At 67.8% G+C, this 18,065-nt stretch carries 11 protein-coding genes; 6 read left to right on the top strand and 5 right to left on the bottom strand.

The features are described 5' to 3' along the window. Positions 1-369: 369 nt before the first annotated feature. The 4 genes from M4J39_RS13105 to M4J39_RS13090 form a co-directional block, all read right to left on the bottom strand. Positions 370-612: a cysteine rich repeat-containing protein gene (locus tag M4J39_RS13105; RefSeq protein ID WP_251728509.1), complete on the bottom strand. Its 243-nt coding sequence runs from the start codon at positions 610-612 to the stop codon at positions 370-372. 87 nt (positions 613-699) lie between these two features. Further along, a complete protein-coding gene (locus M4J39_RS13100) occupies positions 700-1,224 on the bottom strand; it encodes a hypothetical protein (protein ID WP_251728507.1) in 525 nt (174 codons plus the stop codon). Between the two features lie 797 nt (positions 1,225-2,021). Beyond that, a complete protein-coding gene (locus M4J39_RS13095; RefSeq protein WP_251728505.1) occupies positions 2,022-3,356 on the bottom strand; it encodes a cell wall metabolism sensor histidine kinase WalK in 1,335 nt (444 codons plus the stop codon). 1 nt (position 3,357) lies between these two features. After that, positions 3,358-4,074 carry a response regulator gene (locus M4J39_RS13090; protein ID WP_251728503.1) on the bottom strand — a complete coding sequence of 239 codons (717 nt, stop codon included), beginning with the start codon at positions 4,072-4,074 and terminating at the stop codon, positions 3,358-3,360. Between the two features lie 187 nt (positions 4,075-4,261). Between M4J39_RS13090 and M4J39_RS13085 the strand changes: the two genes are divergently transcribed. The 4 genes from M4J39_RS13085 to M4J39_RS13070 all read left to right on the top strand — a co-directional run bounded on the left by M4J39_RS13085 (position 4,262) and on the right by M4J39_RS13070 (position 8,167). Next, positions 4,262-5,527, top strand: a complete 1,266-nt coding sequence (locus tag M4J39_RS13085) for an efflux RND transporter periplasmic adaptor subunit (protein WP_251728501.1) — start codon at positions 4,262-4,264, stop codon at positions 5,525-5,527. Further along, positions 5,524-6,681 (top strand): ABC transporter permease, encoded by a 1,158-nt coding sequence (locus M4J39_RS13080; RefSeq protein WP_251728500.1) that lies wholly within the window; start codon positions 5,524-5,526, stop codon positions 6,679-6,681. The genes M4J39_RS13085 and M4J39_RS13080 overlap by 4 nt, the downstream gene beginning before the upstream one ends. Continuing rightward, the gene (locus M4J39_RS13075) at positions 6,678-7,373 is read left to right on the top strand and encodes an ATP-binding cassette domain-containing protein (protein ID WP_251728498.1); all 696 of its coding nucleotides are present in this window, start codon (positions 6,678-6,680) and stop codon (positions 7,371-7,373) included. The genes M4J39_RS13080 and M4J39_RS13075 overlap by 4 nt, the downstream gene beginning before the upstream one ends. A gap of 119 nt (positions 7,374-7,492) precedes the next feature. Beyond that, positions 7,493-8,167 carry an SH3 domain-containing protein gene (locus M4J39_RS13070; RefSeq protein WP_251728496.1) on the top strand — a complete coding sequence of 225 codons (675 nt, stop codon included), beginning with the start codon at positions 7,493-7,495 and terminating at the stop codon, positions 8,165-8,167. A 1,151-nt stretch (positions 8,168-9,318) separates the two neighbouring features. On the opposite strand, the gene M4J39_RS13065 is transcribed toward M4J39_RS13070, so the two are convergent. Then, complete coding sequence (locus tag M4J39_RS13065; protein WP_251728494.1) at positions 9,319-11,406, bottom strand: methyl-accepting chemotaxis protein; 2,088 nt, start codon at positions 11,404-11,406, stop codon at positions 9,319-9,321. Between the two features lie 1,690 nt (positions 11,407-13,096). Between M4J39_RS13065 and M4J39_RS13060 the strand changes: the two genes are divergently transcribed. Beyond that, the gene (locus M4J39_RS13060) at positions 13,097-13,948 is read left to right on the top strand and encodes a FecR domain-containing protein (RefSeq protein WP_251728493.1); all 852 of its coding nucleotides are present in this window, start codon (positions 13,097-13,099) and stop codon (positions 13,946-13,948) included. Next, positions 13,948-16,698, top strand: coding sequence for an EAL domain-containing protein (locus M4J39_RS13055; RefSeq protein WP_251728491.1), 2,751 nt, complete (start codon positions 13,948-13,950; stop codon positions 16,696-16,698). Before M4J39_RS13060 ends, M4J39_RS13055 begins: the two co-directional genes overlap by 1 nt. Positions 16,699-18,065 lie beyond the last annotated feature (1,367 nt).

Raw genomic sequence — 18,065 nt, 5'->3', positions numbered from 1 at the left:
AGGTCCTCGCCTTCGCGAGGATGACAGGAAATGGATATGAAACAAAGAGATGTGGTGTGTTTCCGGTGCGCTTTCGGTGAACGGAAGGGGCTCCCGCTCCCATCACTCTCCCGTCATCCTGGCGAAGGCCAGGACCTCGGGCCGGATGGGGTGCGAGGTTGATATCGGGCGCCCCTGTTTGGTGGAGCTTGATATGGGCTGGGGCGCGTTCTCGTTCTGAGGTCCAGCTTGCATTCGCGCGCGAATGTAAGTGGCATTCGCCTGGATGACGATTAATTGATATGAAACAATAATTTAGATGTCTCTGGCGCGTCCTCAAACATAAAGGGCGCGGCCCCGGAGGGTCGCGCCGCTTTGTTGTGGGGCTCGTCAGTTCGACTGGCGGGCGGCCTGGAGGGCGAGGAGTTGGTCCTTGCAGGGTTGGGAGACGCTGGCGGCGTTGTCGCGCAGGCACTGGGCGAGGCGGCCGTTGCCGAACTGGATGCCGGCGCAGAGGGTTTTCAGGTCGGTCTCGCAGGCGGTGCGGAGGGTCATCATCTGCTGGCGGCTGAGCTGCTGGGCCGAGGCGGCGGTGGCGCAGACGACGAGGGCGATGGTGAGGAGGGTACGCATGGGAATCTCCTTGATCAGAGCAGTTTCAGCAAAAGTGGGAACCGGTTTTGCGTCCGAAACCGCGGCAGAGAGCTGGAAGGGCAAGGGTCAGCCGCGGGCGAGGCGGGGCACCCGCGCCGCTTCGAGCTGTTCGGGGGTGAGGGTGGCGCGCAGGGCGGTGATGGCGCCCTTCAGCGTTTCGGCCTTCGCCGCGTAGTCCTTGAGGGCGTCGGCCAGCGCCTCGGCGCGCCCGAAGGCTTCGGGGCCCTCCAGCTTCTCGTCCGGCGCGCCGATCAGCGACAGCACGGCGTCGCGCTTGGGCACCAGGGCGATGAGGGCATTGGTGTAGGCCCGCCAGGCGGCCTCTTGCTCGGGGCGGATGCCGATGGCCGTTTCCTGGGCGGACAGCGCGCTGGCGAGGCGGAAGCGCAGGAGCGCGCCGGTGTAGGTGTGCCTGACGGCGGCAAGGCGACCCTCCAGATAGGGGCGGTCGAAACCGGCCTCGGCGACGGGCCAGTCGCCGTCGGCATAGCCGGCCGGCGCCATGGGGGCGGCATCGTCGGCGCGGACGGCGAGCGGGAGCGTGACGAGAAGGGCAGTGGCAAGAAGGGCGATCAGATAGGCGCGTCGCATGGCAACCTCCGTGTGTCTGCGATGGAGAGACCATGGCGGCCGCAGTTTTCGGCGGAATGTCGCGCCTGTAGGAAAATGTAGCGGTTTGTTGCAGGGGGGCTGACGACGGGCATCCGGGGGGCTCGTCCGGACGCAGTTCGGAACGCAAAACCGGTTCCCGCCTTCGCGCTACGGTATGCACATATCTGCGGCGAGAGGATCCAGGGACAGTGTAACGCGGAGGATCAGGCTGGCTTGGCTTTTTGGAGCGCGATATCGGCGTTGTGCCCCTTCCGGCCTGAGGTCCTCGCCTTCGCAAGGATGACAACTTGATAGAAAGGGGAAACAGCTGGAGTGCACGCGTACAGCTTGATGCCGCATGAGCGGCAAGCGTTGCCGATGACAGCGCGATGCAAGGAGCCCTCCACCTAACCGATTGTCATCACTACATATAATGCTGTCATCCTTGCGAAGGCGAGGACCTCAGGCCGGAAGGGGTGCAACGCTGATATAGAGCGCCCACGGATGCAGCGCGACGATGGGGGTGTGGGAAAGGCGGACCTGATATCAAGCCTTCGCCCTGTGGTTTTCCCCGCACCAAGGATAGGCGCTCGGGGACGTGTGCATGCCATAGCACTTTTGCCGGAACGGCTTCAGTGGTTCGACCGAGACATTTGCATTCGCTTGATACAAGCCTCGGAGCAAATGTCTCGGTCAAGTGAACCACTGACAAGCTATTGTTTCTAGTGGAGCTTTTGAATTTGACATTTGAGCTGACGCTCTATGTCAGGCGGGACTCAAATGTCAAATTCGCTCCACTAGCCCGGCCGGAAGCGCGGCAGGGTGAGTTCGACCTTGCCGCCGCGTTCGTCCTTGCCGAGCCGGATCTCGCCGCCCTGGGCCTCGATCAGCGTGCGGGCGACGGCGAGGCCGAGGCCGGCGCCGCCGGTGGCCCGCGCCCGCGACGGTTCGGCGCGCACGAAGGGTTCGAGCAGCAGCTCGGCGTCCGCTTCGGCAAAGCCCGGCCCGTCGTCCGCGATGACGATCGTCAGCCGGTCGTCGGCGGCCTGAAGGCTGACGCGGGCGCGCTGGCCGTATTTGACGGCGTTGTCGACCATGTTGCCGACGACGCGGCGGAGGGCGAGGCGGTCGCCGATCACCCAGGCCTCGCCGTCGGGCGGCGCCGCCTCCAGGGTGGCGGGCAGGCCGGCCCGGCGGAAATCGGCGACTTCGCCGCGCAGGACCTCGGCAAGGTCGAGCATCTCCTCTTCGAGGGCGCCGACGCCGGCGCGCGAGGTGAGCAGGGCGTTGTCGAGCAGGTCGATCATGTCGGTGATGTCGGCGGTGGCGCGCTCGCGCTCGGCGGGGTCGGGCAGGCGTTCGAGGCGCAGGCGCAGGCGCGTGGCGAAGCTGCGCACGTCGTGCTGGATGCCGCCGATCAGGGCCATGCGCGAGCGGGTCATCACGCGCAATCGGTTTTGCAGCCGGTCGAAGGCGCGGGTCAGCGCCCGGATCTCCGGGGTGGACGAGCGGATGACCGGCAGCGGCACCGGTTCGCCCGAGGGATCGATGGCGTCGACCGCTTTCGCCAACTGCGTCAACGGCCGGATTTCGCGGTGAAACAGCAGGAGGGCAATGAAGGCGAACAGCGTGCCTATGAAGCCGGCGGCGAGGCCGGCCGGCTGGCCGAAGAAGGTCACGAGGAAGGGCGTGCGCGCCTCGACCACCAGCACCGCGCCGTCGGTCAGCATCACCTCGAAGACCAGCGGCCGGGCCGAGCGCGCCTTGGGGCGGAAGGCGCCGTCGGGCGGCGGCCAGAGCCGGACCGACAACAGGCGGCCGCCGTCGAGCGTGCGATAGGCTTCGTATTCGGCCTGCCCGCTCATGTCGTCGCCGGCGTCGAGAGTGGTGGCGGCGGGCGCAAGCGACAGCGACAGCAGCGAGGATTGCAAGGCCCGCAGCACGAGCGGCCGGCGGTCGGCGGGCGTCGTCGAGAGGAGCTCGGTCATCGCGCTCAGCTGGGCGGCGGGCAGGCGCGTTGCCGCGAGGGACAGGTCGTTGGTCCGGTAGAACAGGACGATCAGGGCGAGCCAGAGGGCGAGGAGGGCGCTGGCGCCGATGGCGAGAAGGCGCGCCGCCAGGCCGAACCGCATATCAGGGAACCTGGCGCACGGGCACGGTGAGCAGGTAGCCGCCGTTGCGGACCGTGTTGATCAGGTTGCAGCCGGGGCTCAGCGCGTCGAGCTTCTTGCGCAGGCGGGAGACGAGGATGTCGACCGTCCGGTCGAAGGGGTCGGCGCTGCGGCCGTGCGTCCAGTCGAGGATCTGGTCGCGCGACAGCACGCGGCGTGGGTGCAGCACGAAGCAGGCCAGGAGGTCGAACTCGGCGCTGGTCACGCCGACGAGCTCGCCGTTGGCGCCGACGAGCTGGCGGGCGTCGATGTCGATGACGAAGGCGTCGAAGGCGAAGCGGCGGGTCGCCGTCTGCTGCGGCGCGGCGGAGGCCCGGCGCAGGAGCGCGCGGATCCTGGCGAGCAGCTCGCGCGGGCCGAAGGGCTTCACCACGTAGTCGTCGGCGCCGATTTCCAGGCCGACGACGCGGTCGGTCTCGTCGCTCTTGGCGGTCAGCATCAGGATCGGCACGTTGCCGGTGTTGCGCAGCCGGCGGCAGATGGACAGGCCGTCCTCGCCCGGCAGCATCAGGTCGAGCATGACGAGGTCGGGCTGCAGGCGCTCCAGCACCCGGTCCATGGCGCGGCCGTCCTCGGCGAGCTCGACGACGAAGCCCTCCCGCCCGAGCAACTCGGCCGTCAGGCGGCGGATTTCCTCGTCGTCGTCGACGAGCAGAATGGTTTTGGAACTTGTTTCCATGACCGAAGGACGACACTTCGCGGATGAAAAATCAACTGCAAAACGCGGGCTTGTACAAAACGCTACAAGACGGAAATCTCTTTCAACATCATGACATTGCCGGTTCAAGCGGCAGCAAAGGCAGCCCCTCAGCTTCAGTGAAAATCTCGAGACTGCGGCGAACGCGCCGTCACGGCGGATCGGAACGATGAACCAGATTGTCAGGCAGAAAGACGCGAGCCGGACGGCGCCGCCGTCTCCTCCCCCGGCCTCCTTGCCGGACGCGCCGGTCGACAGGCCCGCCGTTGCCAGGCCGCGACCGGAGCCGCGCCGGACGAACCGGCTCGTTGTCGCCGGCCTCGGCGCTCTTGCCGTTCTCCTGACAATTCTTGTCGGCATGCGCTATCTGGTGCCGCGCCCGGTGGACGTTGTGACGGTGGCGCCGGGGCCGTTCCGGCCGGAGCTGTCGGGCCCCGGCGTGCTCGACGCCCTGTCGAAGGCCAACGTCGGCTCCAGCCTGCAGGGGGTGATCACCAAGCTGGCCGTGGAGCGCAACGACCGGGTTTCCAAGGGCGATCTGGTGGCGGAAATCGCCGCCGACGACCTCAGGGCGGACCTCGACGCGGCCAAGGCGGCGCGCGAGGCGGCGCGACAGTCGGTGGAGGCGGCCGCCTCGGACGTCCGGCGCATGGAGGCGACGGTGGAGAACGCCCGCGCGACGCTGGCCCGGCAGAGCGCGCTGCTGCCAGGAGGCGCCACCAGCCGGACGACATTCGAAAGCGCCGAGACGGCGGCGCGGCAGGGCGAGGCCGACCTCGCCAAGGCCCGCTCGGCGCTGCTCGGCGCCAAGGCGGAGGAGGCGTCGGCCGCCGCCGCCGTGGCCGCCAGCGAGGCGCAAGTCGACAAGTCGGTGATCACCGCGCCGATCGGCGGCGTCGTCGTGTCGCGCAACCTCAACCTCGGCGACGTCGCCGCGCCGACGAGCCCCATCGTCACCATCGCCGATCCCGCGAGCATCGTGCTGTCGGCCCGCTTCGACGAGAGCACCATCGCCCGCATCGAACCCGGCCTTGCCGCCACCATCGTGTTCGGCGGCGAGGCCGCCTTTGCCGGAACGGTGGTCCGGGTCGGCCGCGAGGTGGACCAGGAAACGCGGGAGTTCACCGTGGACATCGCCCCGGCTCGATTGCCGCCCAACTGGGCGCTCGGCCAGCGCGGCACCGCCGTCATCTCGCTCAAGGGCCGGGACGACGCCATCGCCGTTCCGGTGTCGGCCATCGTCCGTCGCGACGGGGCGGCCGGCGTCTGGCTGGCGAGCGGCGGGCGGGCGGCGTGGCGACCGGTCGAGCTCGGCCGCGTCGGCGGCGGGCGGGTGGAGATCCCAAGCGGTCTTTCGGCCGGCGACAGGCTGATCGTCTCGCCCCATGGCGTCTATCGGCTGATGCCGGTCGCGGGCGAGCGGGGCGCGTCATGAACCTCGCGCTCAAGGACGTACGCCACAACTTCGGGCGCTTCCTGATGACGGTGGCGGGCGTCGCCTTCCTGGTCACGGCCTCCATCGGCATGATCGGCCTCTATCGCGGCATCGTCGCCGACGCTCTCCTGGTGATCGACCGCATCGGCGCCGATCTCTGGGTGGTGCAGGGCGGCCGCGCCGGGCCGTTCTCGGAAAGCTCGGCCATCTCCTCGGACATGGACCGGCGGGTGGAGGGCGTGGACGGCGCGGCGGGCGTGCGCCGGTTCGTGCAGATCAGCCAGCAGTTCGAGCACGAGGGGCGCACCCTTCGGGCCTCGCTGACCGGGCTCGACTACCCCAGGGACACCGGCGCCTGGGTGCCGCTCGTCTCGGGACGCCACCTTGCCAACGGCCATTTCGAGGCGATCGCCGACGCGAGCGTCGGGCTGGTGCTCGGCGACGTCGTGCGGCTTGGCCTGGACGACTTCACCATCGTCGGGGTGACCAGGGGCATGGTGGACATCAGCGGCGACGGGTTGCTGTTCGTCACCGTCAACGACGCCATGGCGGTCGCCCAGCGGCGCACCAGCGAGGAGGTGCTGCTGGCCCGCGGCGCCTCGGGACGGGCGACATCCGGCTCCGGCAGCTCGGTGGCGCAGGACAGCAAGATCGCCGCCGTGCTGGTGACGCTCGACCCGGCGGCGGACGAGGCGGCGGTGCGCCGCGCCATCCTCGCCTGGGGCGACGCCAACGTGCTGAGCCGCGCCGACCAGCGCAACCTTTTGCTGGACCAGCGCCTGTGGCGGCTGCGCATCCAGATCCTCGCCTTCACCGGCGTGCTGCTGGTGGTGATGGCCATCGTCATCTCGCTGATCATCTACATGCTGACGCAGGAGAAGCGCCACCAGATCGCCATGCTGAAGCTGATCGGCGCGCGCAACGGCGTCATCGTCGGCATGATCTCGGTGCAGGCCTACCTGATCGGCGCCGGCGGGCTGGTGCTGGGGCTGGGGCTCTCCAACCTGATCTTCCCCTTCTTCCCGCGCCGGGTGGTGATCGACCCCGGCGACATCGTGCTGCTGGCGCTGGCGATCGCCGTCATCTCGGGCTTTGCCAGCCTTCTCGGCATCTCGCGGGCGCTGAAGGTCAGGGCGCAGGAGGTGCTGTCGTGAGCGCGCCGGTTCTGAGCGTGCGCGACGCCCGCCGCCATTACGCGAGCGGCGACACCATCGTGCGGGCGCTCGACGGCGTTTCGCTCGACATGCGGGCGGGCGAGGTGGTGGGCATCATGGGGCCGAGCGGTTCGGGCAAGAGCACGCTGCTGTTGATCGCCGGCCTTCTGGAACCGCCGACCTCGGGCGAGGTTCTCATTCGCGGCGAGCGGGTGTCGGCGCCGGATGCCGAGCTGGACGGGTTGCGCGACTTCCGCCGCCGCAACATCGGTTTCGTGTTCCAGAAGGCCAACCTCATTCCCTTCCTCACCGCCGCCGAGAACGTGGCGCTGGCGCTGGAAATCGACGACGTGCCCGCCCGCCCGGCGCTGGCCTATGCCGAACACCTTCTCGACAGCGTCGACCTCGGCCATCGCATGGGCAACCTGCCGGCCCGGCTGTCGGGCGGCGAGCAGCAGCGCGTCGCCGTCGCCCGGGCGCTGGCCAACGACCCGGCGCTGATCCTCGCCGACGAGCCGACGGCGGCGCTCGACAGCGTGCGCGGGCGGCAGGTGATCGGCCTGTTCCGCGAGATTGCCGACACGCGGCGGGCGGCGGTGGCGGTGGTCACCCACGATCCGCGCGTGCTCGACCTGTTCGACCGCACGCTGGAACTGCGCGACGGGCGCATCGTGGCCGAGACGGTCGCCTGACGGGCCGCAACAAAACGACACAAAACGCAACGGCGGCGAAAGACCGGGGACACGTGGCGGCGCGATCGTCGTCCCATGCCAGCCGTGCCCGCGGCTTGCCCCAGATGGAGGCTTTCACGATGTTCAAACCCCTGCTTGTCGCGCTTGCAATCCTCGCCGGAGCCATGTCGACCGGCGCCAGCGCGGCGACCGGCGCCGTCGCCACCGGCAACGTCAACTTGAGGGCCGGGCCGTCGACGGCCTATCCCATCGTCACCACGGTTCCGGCCGGGTCGGGCATCGTCACCCACGGCTGCCTTGCCGACTACAGCTGGTGCGACATCGGCTTCGCCGGCCTCAGGGGCTGGGTGTCGGCGCGCTATATCCAGATCGTCTACAACGGCGCGCCGGTGGTGCTGTCGCCGGCGGTGGCGCCGAGGGTGGGCGTCGTCGTGGTCGGCTTCAACCAGACCTACTGGAACGCCCACTATGCCGCCTATCCCTGGTACGGCTCCTGGGCGCGCTACTATCGGCCCTATCCGGCCGTGCCGCCGCGCGTCACCTCGCACGACCGCTCGGTGACCTGCGCCGACGGCAGCTGCACGGCGACGCGCTCGACCACCGGCATCTACGGCGGCTCGACCGGCCAGGTCCGCACCTGCGCCGGCGGCGAATGCAGTGCGACGCGCACCACCGTCGGCCCCCAGGGCAACTCCGCCACCCGCGTCCGCAACTGCAGCGCCAACGACCGCTCCTGCAGCGTGACGCGCACGGGCCCGGCCGGGGGGACCGCGACGCGCTTCTTCGGGCGGTAGGGCTGCCTTTTCAGGGAGCGTGATACGGGCCGAGGTGCGATCTCGTCCCGAGGTCCACCTTGCATTCGCACGCGAATGCAAGAGGCCTTCGCCAGGATGACGGTTAATTGATATGAAACAAGGGGATGTGGTGTGTTTCCGGTGCCAACTCGGTGACCGGAAGTGGCTCCCGCTCCTATCACTCTCCCGTCATCCTGGCGAAGGCCAGGACCTCGGGCAGGATGGGGCGATGTCGGTGATATCGGGCTCCCGCTTCTATCACGCTGTCATCCTGGCGAAGGCCAGGACCTCAGGCCGAAAAGGGCGGTGGGGGCGATATCGGGCGCCCCTGTTTGGTGGAGCTTGATATGGGCCGCCGAGCTCTACCTTCCTGAGGTCCTGCGCCTTCGCGCAGGATGACAATTAATTGATATGAAACAAGGGGATGCGGCGTGCTTCCGGTGTCAGTTCGGTGACCGGAAGTGGCTCCCGCTCCTATCACTCTCCGTCATCCTGGCGACGGCCAGGACCTCAGGCAGGAAAGGGCGCGAGGGTGATATCGGGCTCCCGCTTCTATCACGCTGTCATCCTGGCGAAGGCCAGGACCTCAGGCCGAAAAGGGCGATGGGGGCGATATCGGGCGCCCCTGTTTGGTGGAGCTTGATATGGGCCGCCGAGCTCTACCTTCCTGAGGTCCTCGCCTTCGCGAGGATGACAATTAATTGATATGAAACAAGGGGATGCGGCGTGTTTCCGGTGTCTGTTCGGTGACCGGAAGGGGCTCCCGTTTCTATCACCCTCCCGTCATCCTGGCGAAGGCCAGGACCTCGGGCAGGACGGGGCGGTGTCGGTGATATCGGGCGCCATTGGTTCGGGGAGCTTGATATGGGCCGCAGCGCTTTCTCGTCCTGAGGTCCTGGCCTTCGCCAGGATGACAGTTAATTGATATGAAACAGGTAGTTGCGGCGTGTTTCCGGTGTCAGTTCGGTGACCGGAAGGGGGTCCCGTTTCTATCACGCCGTCATTCTGCGCGAAGGCCGCTTGCATTCGCGCGCGAATGCAAGGTGGATCTCAGGCCGAAAAGGGCGCGAGGTTGATATCGGGCTCCCCCGGTTAAACGACAAGGGCGCGACCCCTGAGGCCGCGCCCTTTTCCGTGTCTGTTCTGATCCCTTACGCCGCCCGGATCGTCGCCAGGAAGCGCTTCATTTCCTCGGCGAGGGCTTGCGACTGGGTGGAGAGGTCGCCGGCCAGTTCGTTCACCCGGCCGGCGGCGTCGCCGACGCTTTGGGTGGTGGCGGCCACCGTGGAGATGTTGGCGGTGACTTCGGCGGTGCCGGCCGACGCCTGGGCGACGTTGCGGACGATCTCGTGGGTGGCCGAGCCCTGCTGTTCGACGGCCGAGGCGATGGCCGAGGAATAGTCGCTCATCGACTGGATGGTGCCAGCGATGGAGCCGATGGCGGTCACGGCGCGGTCGGTCGACGACTGGATGGCGCCGATCTGGTCGGAGATGTCGGCGGTGGCCTTGGCGGTCTGGGTCGCCAGCTCCTTCACTTCGGCGGCGACCACGGCGAAGCCGCGCCCCGCTTCGCCCGCCCGCGCCGCCTCGATGGTGGCGTTGAGCGCCAAGAGGTTGGTCTGGGCGGCGATGTTGGAGATGAAGGCGATGATGTCGTTAATCTTGCCGGCGGCGTGCGACAGCTCCTGTACGATGGACGCGGTGCTGTTGGCCTCGGTGACGGCGGTCTGGGAAATGTCCACCGACTGCGCCACCTGACGGCCGATCTCGCCGACCGAGCTCGACAGCTCCTCGGCGGCGGCCGAGACGACGGCGACGTTGGCCGACGCCTGTTCGGCGGCGGCGGCGACGGTGTTCGACCGGCCGGCGGTGTCCTCGACGCTGGCGGCGAGGTCGCGGGCCGACAGGCTGAGCGTTTCCGAGGCCTGACCGACGGCGCCGACGATGCCGCCGACGGCCTGTTCGAACATGTCGGCGAGGCGGGCCATTTCCTGCCGGCGCTGCTCCTGGCGGCTGGCCTCGTCGCGGGCCGCTTCCTCTTCCAGCGCGCGGTTGCGCAACAGCGAGGTCTTGAACACCTCGACCGAGGCGGCCATGGCGCCCATCTCGTCGCGCTTGCCGACGCCGGGGATGGCGGTGTCGAGGTCGCCCTGGGCGATGCGGCCGATGGCGCCGGTCATCGACGTCAGCGGGCGGATGACGCGGCGGCGCACCACGAAGAGCACGGCGGCCGAGCCGACGACGGCGGCGATCAGCGAACCGAGCGACACCCAAAGATTGGAGCGGCTCTGGGCGATGGTGGCGTCGAGCGCGTCGGCGGCGACGTTGAAGGCGGCGTCGCGCAGGCCGATCACCTTCTCCCACATGGCGACGGTGCGGCTGCGATAGCCGGCGCCGTCATAGGGGAACTTGCCGTCGGCAAAGCCCGGCTCCACCTCGGCGAGGATGCCGGCGTAGTAATCTACGTAGCCGCTCTTGGTGTCGGCGAGGGCGGCCTTGAAGGCGGCCGGGGTGTCCGGCAGGTCGCCGAGCGCGGCGAGCGTGCCCCACACCTGGTTGGTGGGCCCGCGCAGCATCGCCAGCTCGACCTTCTGCTCGGGGGTGACGGGCTGGGCGGCGGCCACCACGGTCTGCATGGTGCCGGCGAAGCGGCCGCCGTAGTTGCGCAGGTCCCAGGCGGTGGAGGCGATGTTGGCCCAGCGGAAGGCGACGCCGCTCGAGCGCGACAGGAGGCGCGTCTGCGTCGCCATGACGGTGCCGGCTGACGTGTTGATGGCGGTGAATTTCTCGGTGATCGCCTTGACGGCGTCGCCGCGCTGGTCGACCGGCAGGGCGAGCTTCTCGTCGGAGAGGGTCCGGGCCGCCTTGAACTCGGTCTCGATGCCGGTCATCGCGGCATTCAGCGCGTCGGCGCCGTCGAGCCCGTCGGCGGTGGCGGCGTCGACGGCGGCGCGGGCCTTGGCCATCACCGCGTCGGTCTTGCCGCGCAGGGTGGAGAGCTCGCCGGAGGCCTTGATCTCCTCGGGCGACTTGCTCTGCGATAACAGCGTGGTGAGGCCGCGCTCGCCGTTCATCTGGTTGGGGATGTCGGACACCGCTCGCAACGTTGCGAGCCGGACGGCGCCCTGTTCGGCTTCGGCGAGAACGCCATACTGGCGCAGGGCCGCCGAGGTGGCGATGGCGCAGGCGATGAGGGCGATGAACAGGATCGAGATGGACAGCAGGCGGCTCAAGGACATGCACACAACTCCGTTGAAGCGATACACGATTGAGTGCAACCGGCTGAACGTGACGTTAACGGGGAGCGTAAACTTGCGGAGGGAGGTCAGATTTGTGGGGGATTGGGGATGTTACGGATGGGGCGAGGGGAGGGAAAAGGGAGCTTGATAGGGGCCGCAGTGCCATCTCGTCCTGAGGTCCTGGCCTTCGCCAGGATGACAGTTAATTGATATGAAACAAGGAATTGCGGCGTGTTTCCGGTGCCAACTCGGTGGCCGGAAGGGGCTCCCACTCCTATCACTCTCCCGTCATCCTGGCGAAGGCCAGGACCTCGGGCAGGACGGGGCGCGGGGGTGATATCGGGCGCCCACTCCTATCACGCTGTCATTCTGCGCGTAGGCCGCGTGAATTCGCGTGCGAATTCACGGTGAACCTCAGGCCGAAAAGGGTGCGAGGTTGATATCGGGCTCTCTTGTTTCAGGGAGCTTGATAGGGGCCGCGGCGCCATCTCGTCCTGAGGTCCTGGCCTTCGCCAGGATGACAGTTAATTGATATGAAACAAGGAATTGCGGCGTGTTTCCGGTGCCAACTCGGTGGCCGGAAGGGGCTCCCGCTCCTATCACTCTCCCGTCATCCTGGCGAAGGCCAGGACCTCGGGCAGGAAAGGGCGATGTCGATGATATCGGGCTCCCGCTCCTATCACGCTGTCATTCTGCGCGTAGGCGCAGAACCTCAGGCCGAAAAGGGCGATTGGTCGATATCGGGCTTTCTTGTTTCGGGGAGCATGATAGGGGCCGCAGCGCCATCTCGTCCTGAGGTCCTGGCCTTCGCCAGGATGACAGTTAATTGATATGAAACAAGGAGTTGCGGCGCGTTTCCGGGGTCAACTCGGTGGCCGGAAGGGGCGCCCGCTCCTATCACGCTGTCATCCTGGCGAAGGCCAGGACCTCGGGCCGGAGAGGGCGCGAGGTCGATGTCGGGCGCCCGCTCCTATCACGCTGTCATTCTGCGCGTAGGCGCAGAACCTCAGGCCGAAAAGGGTGCGAGGTTGATATCGGGCTTTCTTGTTTCGGGGAGCTTGATAGTGGCCGCAGCGCCATCTCGTCCTGAGGTCCTGGCCTTCGCCAGGATGACAGTTAATTGATATGAAACAAGGAGATGCGGCGTGTTTCCGGTGCCAACTCGGTGGCCGGAAGGGGCTCCCGCTCCTATCACTCTCCCGTCATCCTGGCGAAGGCCAGGACCTCGGGCCGGACGGGGCGCGAGGTTGATATCGGGCGCCCGCTCCTATCACGCTGTCATTCTGCGCGTAGGCGCAGAACCTCAGGCCGAAAAGGGCGCGAGGTTGATATCGGGCTCTCATGTTTCAGGGAGCATGATAGGGGCCGCAGTGCCATCTCGTCCTGAGGTCCTGGCCTTCGCCAGGATGACAGGAAAGGGATATGAAACAAGGAGATGCGGCGTGTTCCCGGTGCGTCGGCGGAGACGAGGTGAGGCTCCCGCGTCCATCAAGCTGTTCTCCTCTGCGAATGCAAGGTGGACCTCATGCCGGAGAGGGCGCGGGGGGGGATATCGGGCATCGCCGTCTCCGCTCTATCCCCTTGGTTAACCGGCAAATCTCCAATGTCCCAGGCTATTTGATTGTTTTTGTTAACGAGTGGGCAAGGCAAAGGGGGCGATGCTTTGGGCGGGTTGAAGGAGTGGGCAACCATGCGGTGGCACTGGACAATCGGCGCTTTGGCGCTTCTGGGTGGCGTGGCGCTGGCCGCTCCGGCGCTGGCCGAGGACTGGCAGATTGCGAGCGTGAGCGGCAAGGCCTTCCGTCTCGAGGGCGCGTCCTGGGTGCCGGTCAAGGCGGCCGAGGAGATCGCCGTGGGCGACACGGTGAAGACGCTCGGCTCGGGCACGCTGACGCTGACGCGCCAGGGCGTGACCGTGACCGTCGCGCCCAACAGCCGCGTGCAGATCGCCGAGCGCATGAACGGCACGTTCACCGACGTGATCCAGACCGCCGGCAGCACCGAGGTGGAGGTCGACCCCAGGCGACGCATTCGCCTGGCGGTCGCGACGCCCTACATGGCGGCGGTGGTGAAGGGCACGGTGTTCACCGTGTCCACCTTCCAGGGATATTCGGAAACCACCGTGCAGCGCGGCCGCGTGGCGGTGATCGACACCCGCAACCGGCTGGAGGCCGAGGTGACGGCCGGGCAGGCGGCCAAGGCCGGGCCGGCGTCGCCGCTGTCGCTTTCCGGCGACGGCACGCTCGACACGCCCGAACCCTTCAAGGGCAAGGTGGTGACGCGAGCGGCCGACGGCACGCTGACGGAGTCGGTCAACGGCGCCGGCAAGACGGTGACCAGCCGGGCCGGCGGCAACGCCAACGGGGCCGGCAACTCGGAAAACAGCAATGCCGGCGGCAACGCGGGCGGCAACGGCAAGGGCAACTCGGGCAATAGCAACGCCGGCGGCAATTCCGGCAACTCCGGCAGCAACAACGCCGGCGGCAACTCCAATGGCGCCGGCAATTCCGGCAATAGCAACGCGGGTGGGAAATCGAAGTGATGGCGAGCCGGATCGACGCGGCGATCGTCTGGGCGGCGGCGCGGTTCGGCGCCGTTTCGCGGGCGCGCCTCGTCGAGCTGGCGATCCGGGCGGCCATGGTGGCGGCGGTGGTGATCGCCGCCGGCCTGACGGGCTGGCTCGACAGGCTCGACGACCGGCTGACCGACCTGCGCTTCGGGGCCGCCACGCGGGCGCCCGGTTCGTCGCTGGTTCTGGTGGACATCGACGCCAAGAGCCTCGCGGCCGTCGGCGTGTGGCCGTGGGACCGGACGATCCACGCCCGCCTCGTCGAGCAATTGGAGGACCTTGGCGCCCGGCAGATCGCCTTCGACATCGACTTCAGCGCCCGCTCCAACCCGGCATCCGACAAGGCCTTCGCCAAGGCGATCGGCGCGGCGGAGGTGCCGGTGTTCCTGGCCGCCTTTCGCCAGAGGCTGGCGGCAGGCGATACCGACATTCTGCTGAACCGGCCGATCGACATGCTGGCCGCCGAGGGCTGGCCGGCGCTGGTCAACGTGCCGGTGGACCGCGACGGCCGCGTCCGGCGCTTCCCCTCGGAAATGACGGTGAACGGCGAGCGGCTCGACGCCCTGCCGGCGCTGATGGCCGGGGCGGGCGCGGGGCAGGGGCCGATCGCCATCGACTATTCCATCGACGCGCGCGCGCTGCCGCACGTCTCCGCCTCCGACGTGCTCTATGGCAGGGTGAAGCCCGAGGCGGTGGCCGGCAAGACGGCGCTGATCGGCGCGCGGGCGCTGGAGCTGCACGACATGTTCCTGGTGCCGCGCTGGGGCATGGTGGCCGGCGCCGAGGTGGTGGCGCTGGCCTCGGAAACGCTGACGCAGGGCCGCAACCTTGCTCGCCTGCCGGCGCCGCCCCTGGCGCTGCCGCTGATGGCGCTGGCCCTCGGACTGTCGCTGCTGCCGGCGCGCCGGGCGCTGATGTCGCTCGCTGCACTGGCCCTGCTGACCGAGGCGGCGGCGGTGGCGCTGCAGGTTTCCTCGGCGCTGGTGCTGCCGACGGCCATGCTGCATGTGGCGGCGGCCGGGCTGATGGCGATGGTTCTCTTTCGCGAATACGGGCTGCGCTGCGCCATGCTGACCGTGGCGCGGCGCGAGACCGTCAACACCCGCCGCTTCCTGGAGCGGGTGATCGACGACGGCTTCGACGGCATCGTCCTGATCGACGAGCGCGACGGCCTGACGCGCATCAACGGCGAGGCGATGAGGCTTCTCGGCCTTGGCGATGCGACCCCCAAGACGGTGGCCGACCTGCCCGCCCCGCTGCCGGCCGTGGTGGCGGCGGTGCGCCGGCCGGACGGCGGCCGGGCCAGCGCCGTCGACATGGTGGAGCTTGGCGGCCGCGTACTGGAATACTCCGTCGTCGCCTTCCCGCTGGAGGGCGGCGCCTTCCGGCAGGGCGTCAACCGCATGTGCGTGTCGGTGGCGTTGCGCGACGTGACGGCGCGTCAGCGCGTGGCCGACCGGCTGCGCCACATGGCCCTGCACGACGAGCTGACCGGCCTTGCCAACCGCGCCGGCCTTGCCGAACTGGCGACCGGGGCGGGCGGCGCGCTCATCTATTTCGACCTCGACCACTTCAAGGCCGTCAACGACAGCCTGGGCCACAAGACCGGCGACCAGCTGCTCGTCGAGGTGGCGCGGCGGGCCGAGGCGCGCGTCGGCGGCGCGGGCATTCTGGCGCGCATGGGCGGCGACGAGTTCGCCGTCTACTGCCCCGAGGGGCTGGACGCGGCCGGCGAACTGGCCGCCGCGCTGCTTTCCGATTTCGCGACGCCGTTCACCGTCGGCGGCCACCGGGTGACCGTGGGCGCCAGCTTCGGCGTGGCCGGCGGCGACTGGGACTGCCGCGACCTCAACATCCTGATGCGCCGGGCCGATCTGGCGCTCAACGCCGCGCAGAAGCAGGGCCGCCGCCGCATCGCCCATTTCGAGGCGGCGATGGAGGCGAAGCTGATGCGCCGGCTGATGCTGGAGAGCGAGCTGGCCGCCGCGCTCGACCGGGGCGAGCTCCACGTGGCCTATCAGCCGCAATACGACCTTCGCACGGGCGAGGTGGTGAGCGCCGAGGCGCTGATGCGCTGGCGCCACCCGAGCCTGGGCAACGTGCCGCCCAACGTGTTCATCCCCATCGCCGAGGAAACCGGCCTCATCCACCAGCTGACCGGCTGGATGATGAAGCGCGCCGCGCTCGACGCCGTGGCCTGGGCGCGGCCCATTCCGGTGGCGGTGAACGTCTCGGTGCTCGACCTCAAGTCGGGCGACGTGCCGGCCATGGCGGTGGCGGCGCTGGAGCATTCCGGCCTGCCGGCCAGCCGTTTCGAGCTGGAGGTGACCGAATCCGCCTTCGTCGGCGCCGACCCCACGGTGAGCGACGCCTTCGACCGGCTGCGCGCCCGCGGAATCGCCCTGGCGCTCGACGACTACGGCACCGGCTACGCCTCGCTGGGCTACCTGCACCGCTTCCCCTTCACCGTGCTGAAGATCGACAAGAGCTTCGTCGACGGCGTGCCCTGCGACCCCGACGCCATGGCCATCCTGCAATCGGTGGTGGTGCTGGCCCGCGGCCTCGGCCTGAAAACCGTGGCCGAAGGTGTGGAACTGCCCGAACAGCGCGACGCGCTGGAACAGCTTGGCTGCGACATCGGCCAAGGCTACCTGTTCTCGGCGCCGGTGAGCAACTCGGTGCTGGCGAAGATGCTGGCGAAGGAACGCGCGGCGGTGGGGTAGGGGGGAGCTCCCCCTTTGCTATCACGCCGCTGCAATGTGAAGCTCCCGTTCCCATCAAGCCGTCATCCTGGCGAAGGCCGCTTGCATTCGCACGCGAATGCAAGGTGGACCTCAGGCAGAAAGAGGCGAGGGGGAGCTATAGCGCTCCCCTTTCCATCAGGCTGTCCTCCTCTGCGAAGGCAGAGGATCTCAGGCAGAAAGAGGCGAGGGAGGCATATAGGGCGCCCTCATTCATGGAGCCTGATATCGGCCGAAGCACCTTCGCGTCCTGAGGTCCTGGCCTTCGCCAGGATGACAATTTATTGATATAAAAGGGCTATTTCCTCGCCTCACCCGTGTCTCTGCGGTGCCCCATCATGCCGCTATGAGGTGAAGCTCCCGCCTCTATCAAGCCGTCATCCTGGCGAAGGCTAGGACCTCAGGCAGAAAGAGGCGAGGGGGGACTATAGGGCTCCTCCTCTCCATCACGCTGTCATCCTGGCGAAGGCCAGGACCTCAGGCAGAAAGAGGCAAGCGAGATCTATAGGGCGCCCTGTTTCATGGAGCCTGATATCGGCCGGGGAGCCTTCGCGTCCTGAGGTCCTGGCCTTCGCCAGGATGACAGTTAATTGATATAAAAGGGTAATTCCGCGTCTCACCCACCATCGCGCCGCTACGAGGTGACGCCCTCCTCCCCATCACGCTGTCCTCCTCTGCGAAGGCAGAGGACCTCAGGCAGGAAGAGGCGAGGGAGAGCTATAGGGCGCCCTGTTTCATGGAGCCTGATATCGGCCGAAGCACCTTCTCGTCCTGAGGTCCTGGCCTTCGACAGGATGACAATTTATTGATATAAAAGGGCTATTTCCTCGCCTCACCCGTGTCTCTGCGGTGCCCCATCATGCCGCTACGAAGTGAAGCTCCCGCCTCTATCAAGCCGTCATCCTGGCGAAGGCCAGGACCTCAGGCAGAAAGAGGCGAGGGGGGACTATAGGGCTCCCCTTCCCATCAAGCCGTCATCCTGGCGAAGGCCAGGACCTCGTGCAGGAAGAGGCGAGGGGGAGCTATAGGGCGCCCTCATTCATGGAGCGTGATATCGGCCGGCCAGCTCTACCTTCCTGAGGTCCTGGCCTTCGCCAGGATGACAATTGATTGATATAAAAGGGCTGTTTCCTCGCCTCACCCGTGTCTCTGCGGTGCCTCATCGCGCCGCTGCGAGGTGAAGCTCCCGCTCCCATCAAGCCGTCATCCTGGCGAAGGCCAGGACCTCAGGCAGAAAGAGGCGAGGGGGGACTATAGGGCTCCTCCTCTCCATCACGCTGTCATCCTGGCGAAGGCCGCTTGCATTCGCACGCGAATGCAAGGTGGATCTCAGGCCGAAAAGAGCGAGA

It is taken from the genome of Pleomorphomonas sp. NRK KF1, from assembly GCF_023721755.1.
Classification (GTDB): Bacteria; Pseudomonadota; Alphaproteobacteria; order Rhizobiales; family Pleomorphomonadaceae; genus Pleomorphomonas.
This window is presented reverse-complemented; position numbering and strand designations above follow the sequence as displayed.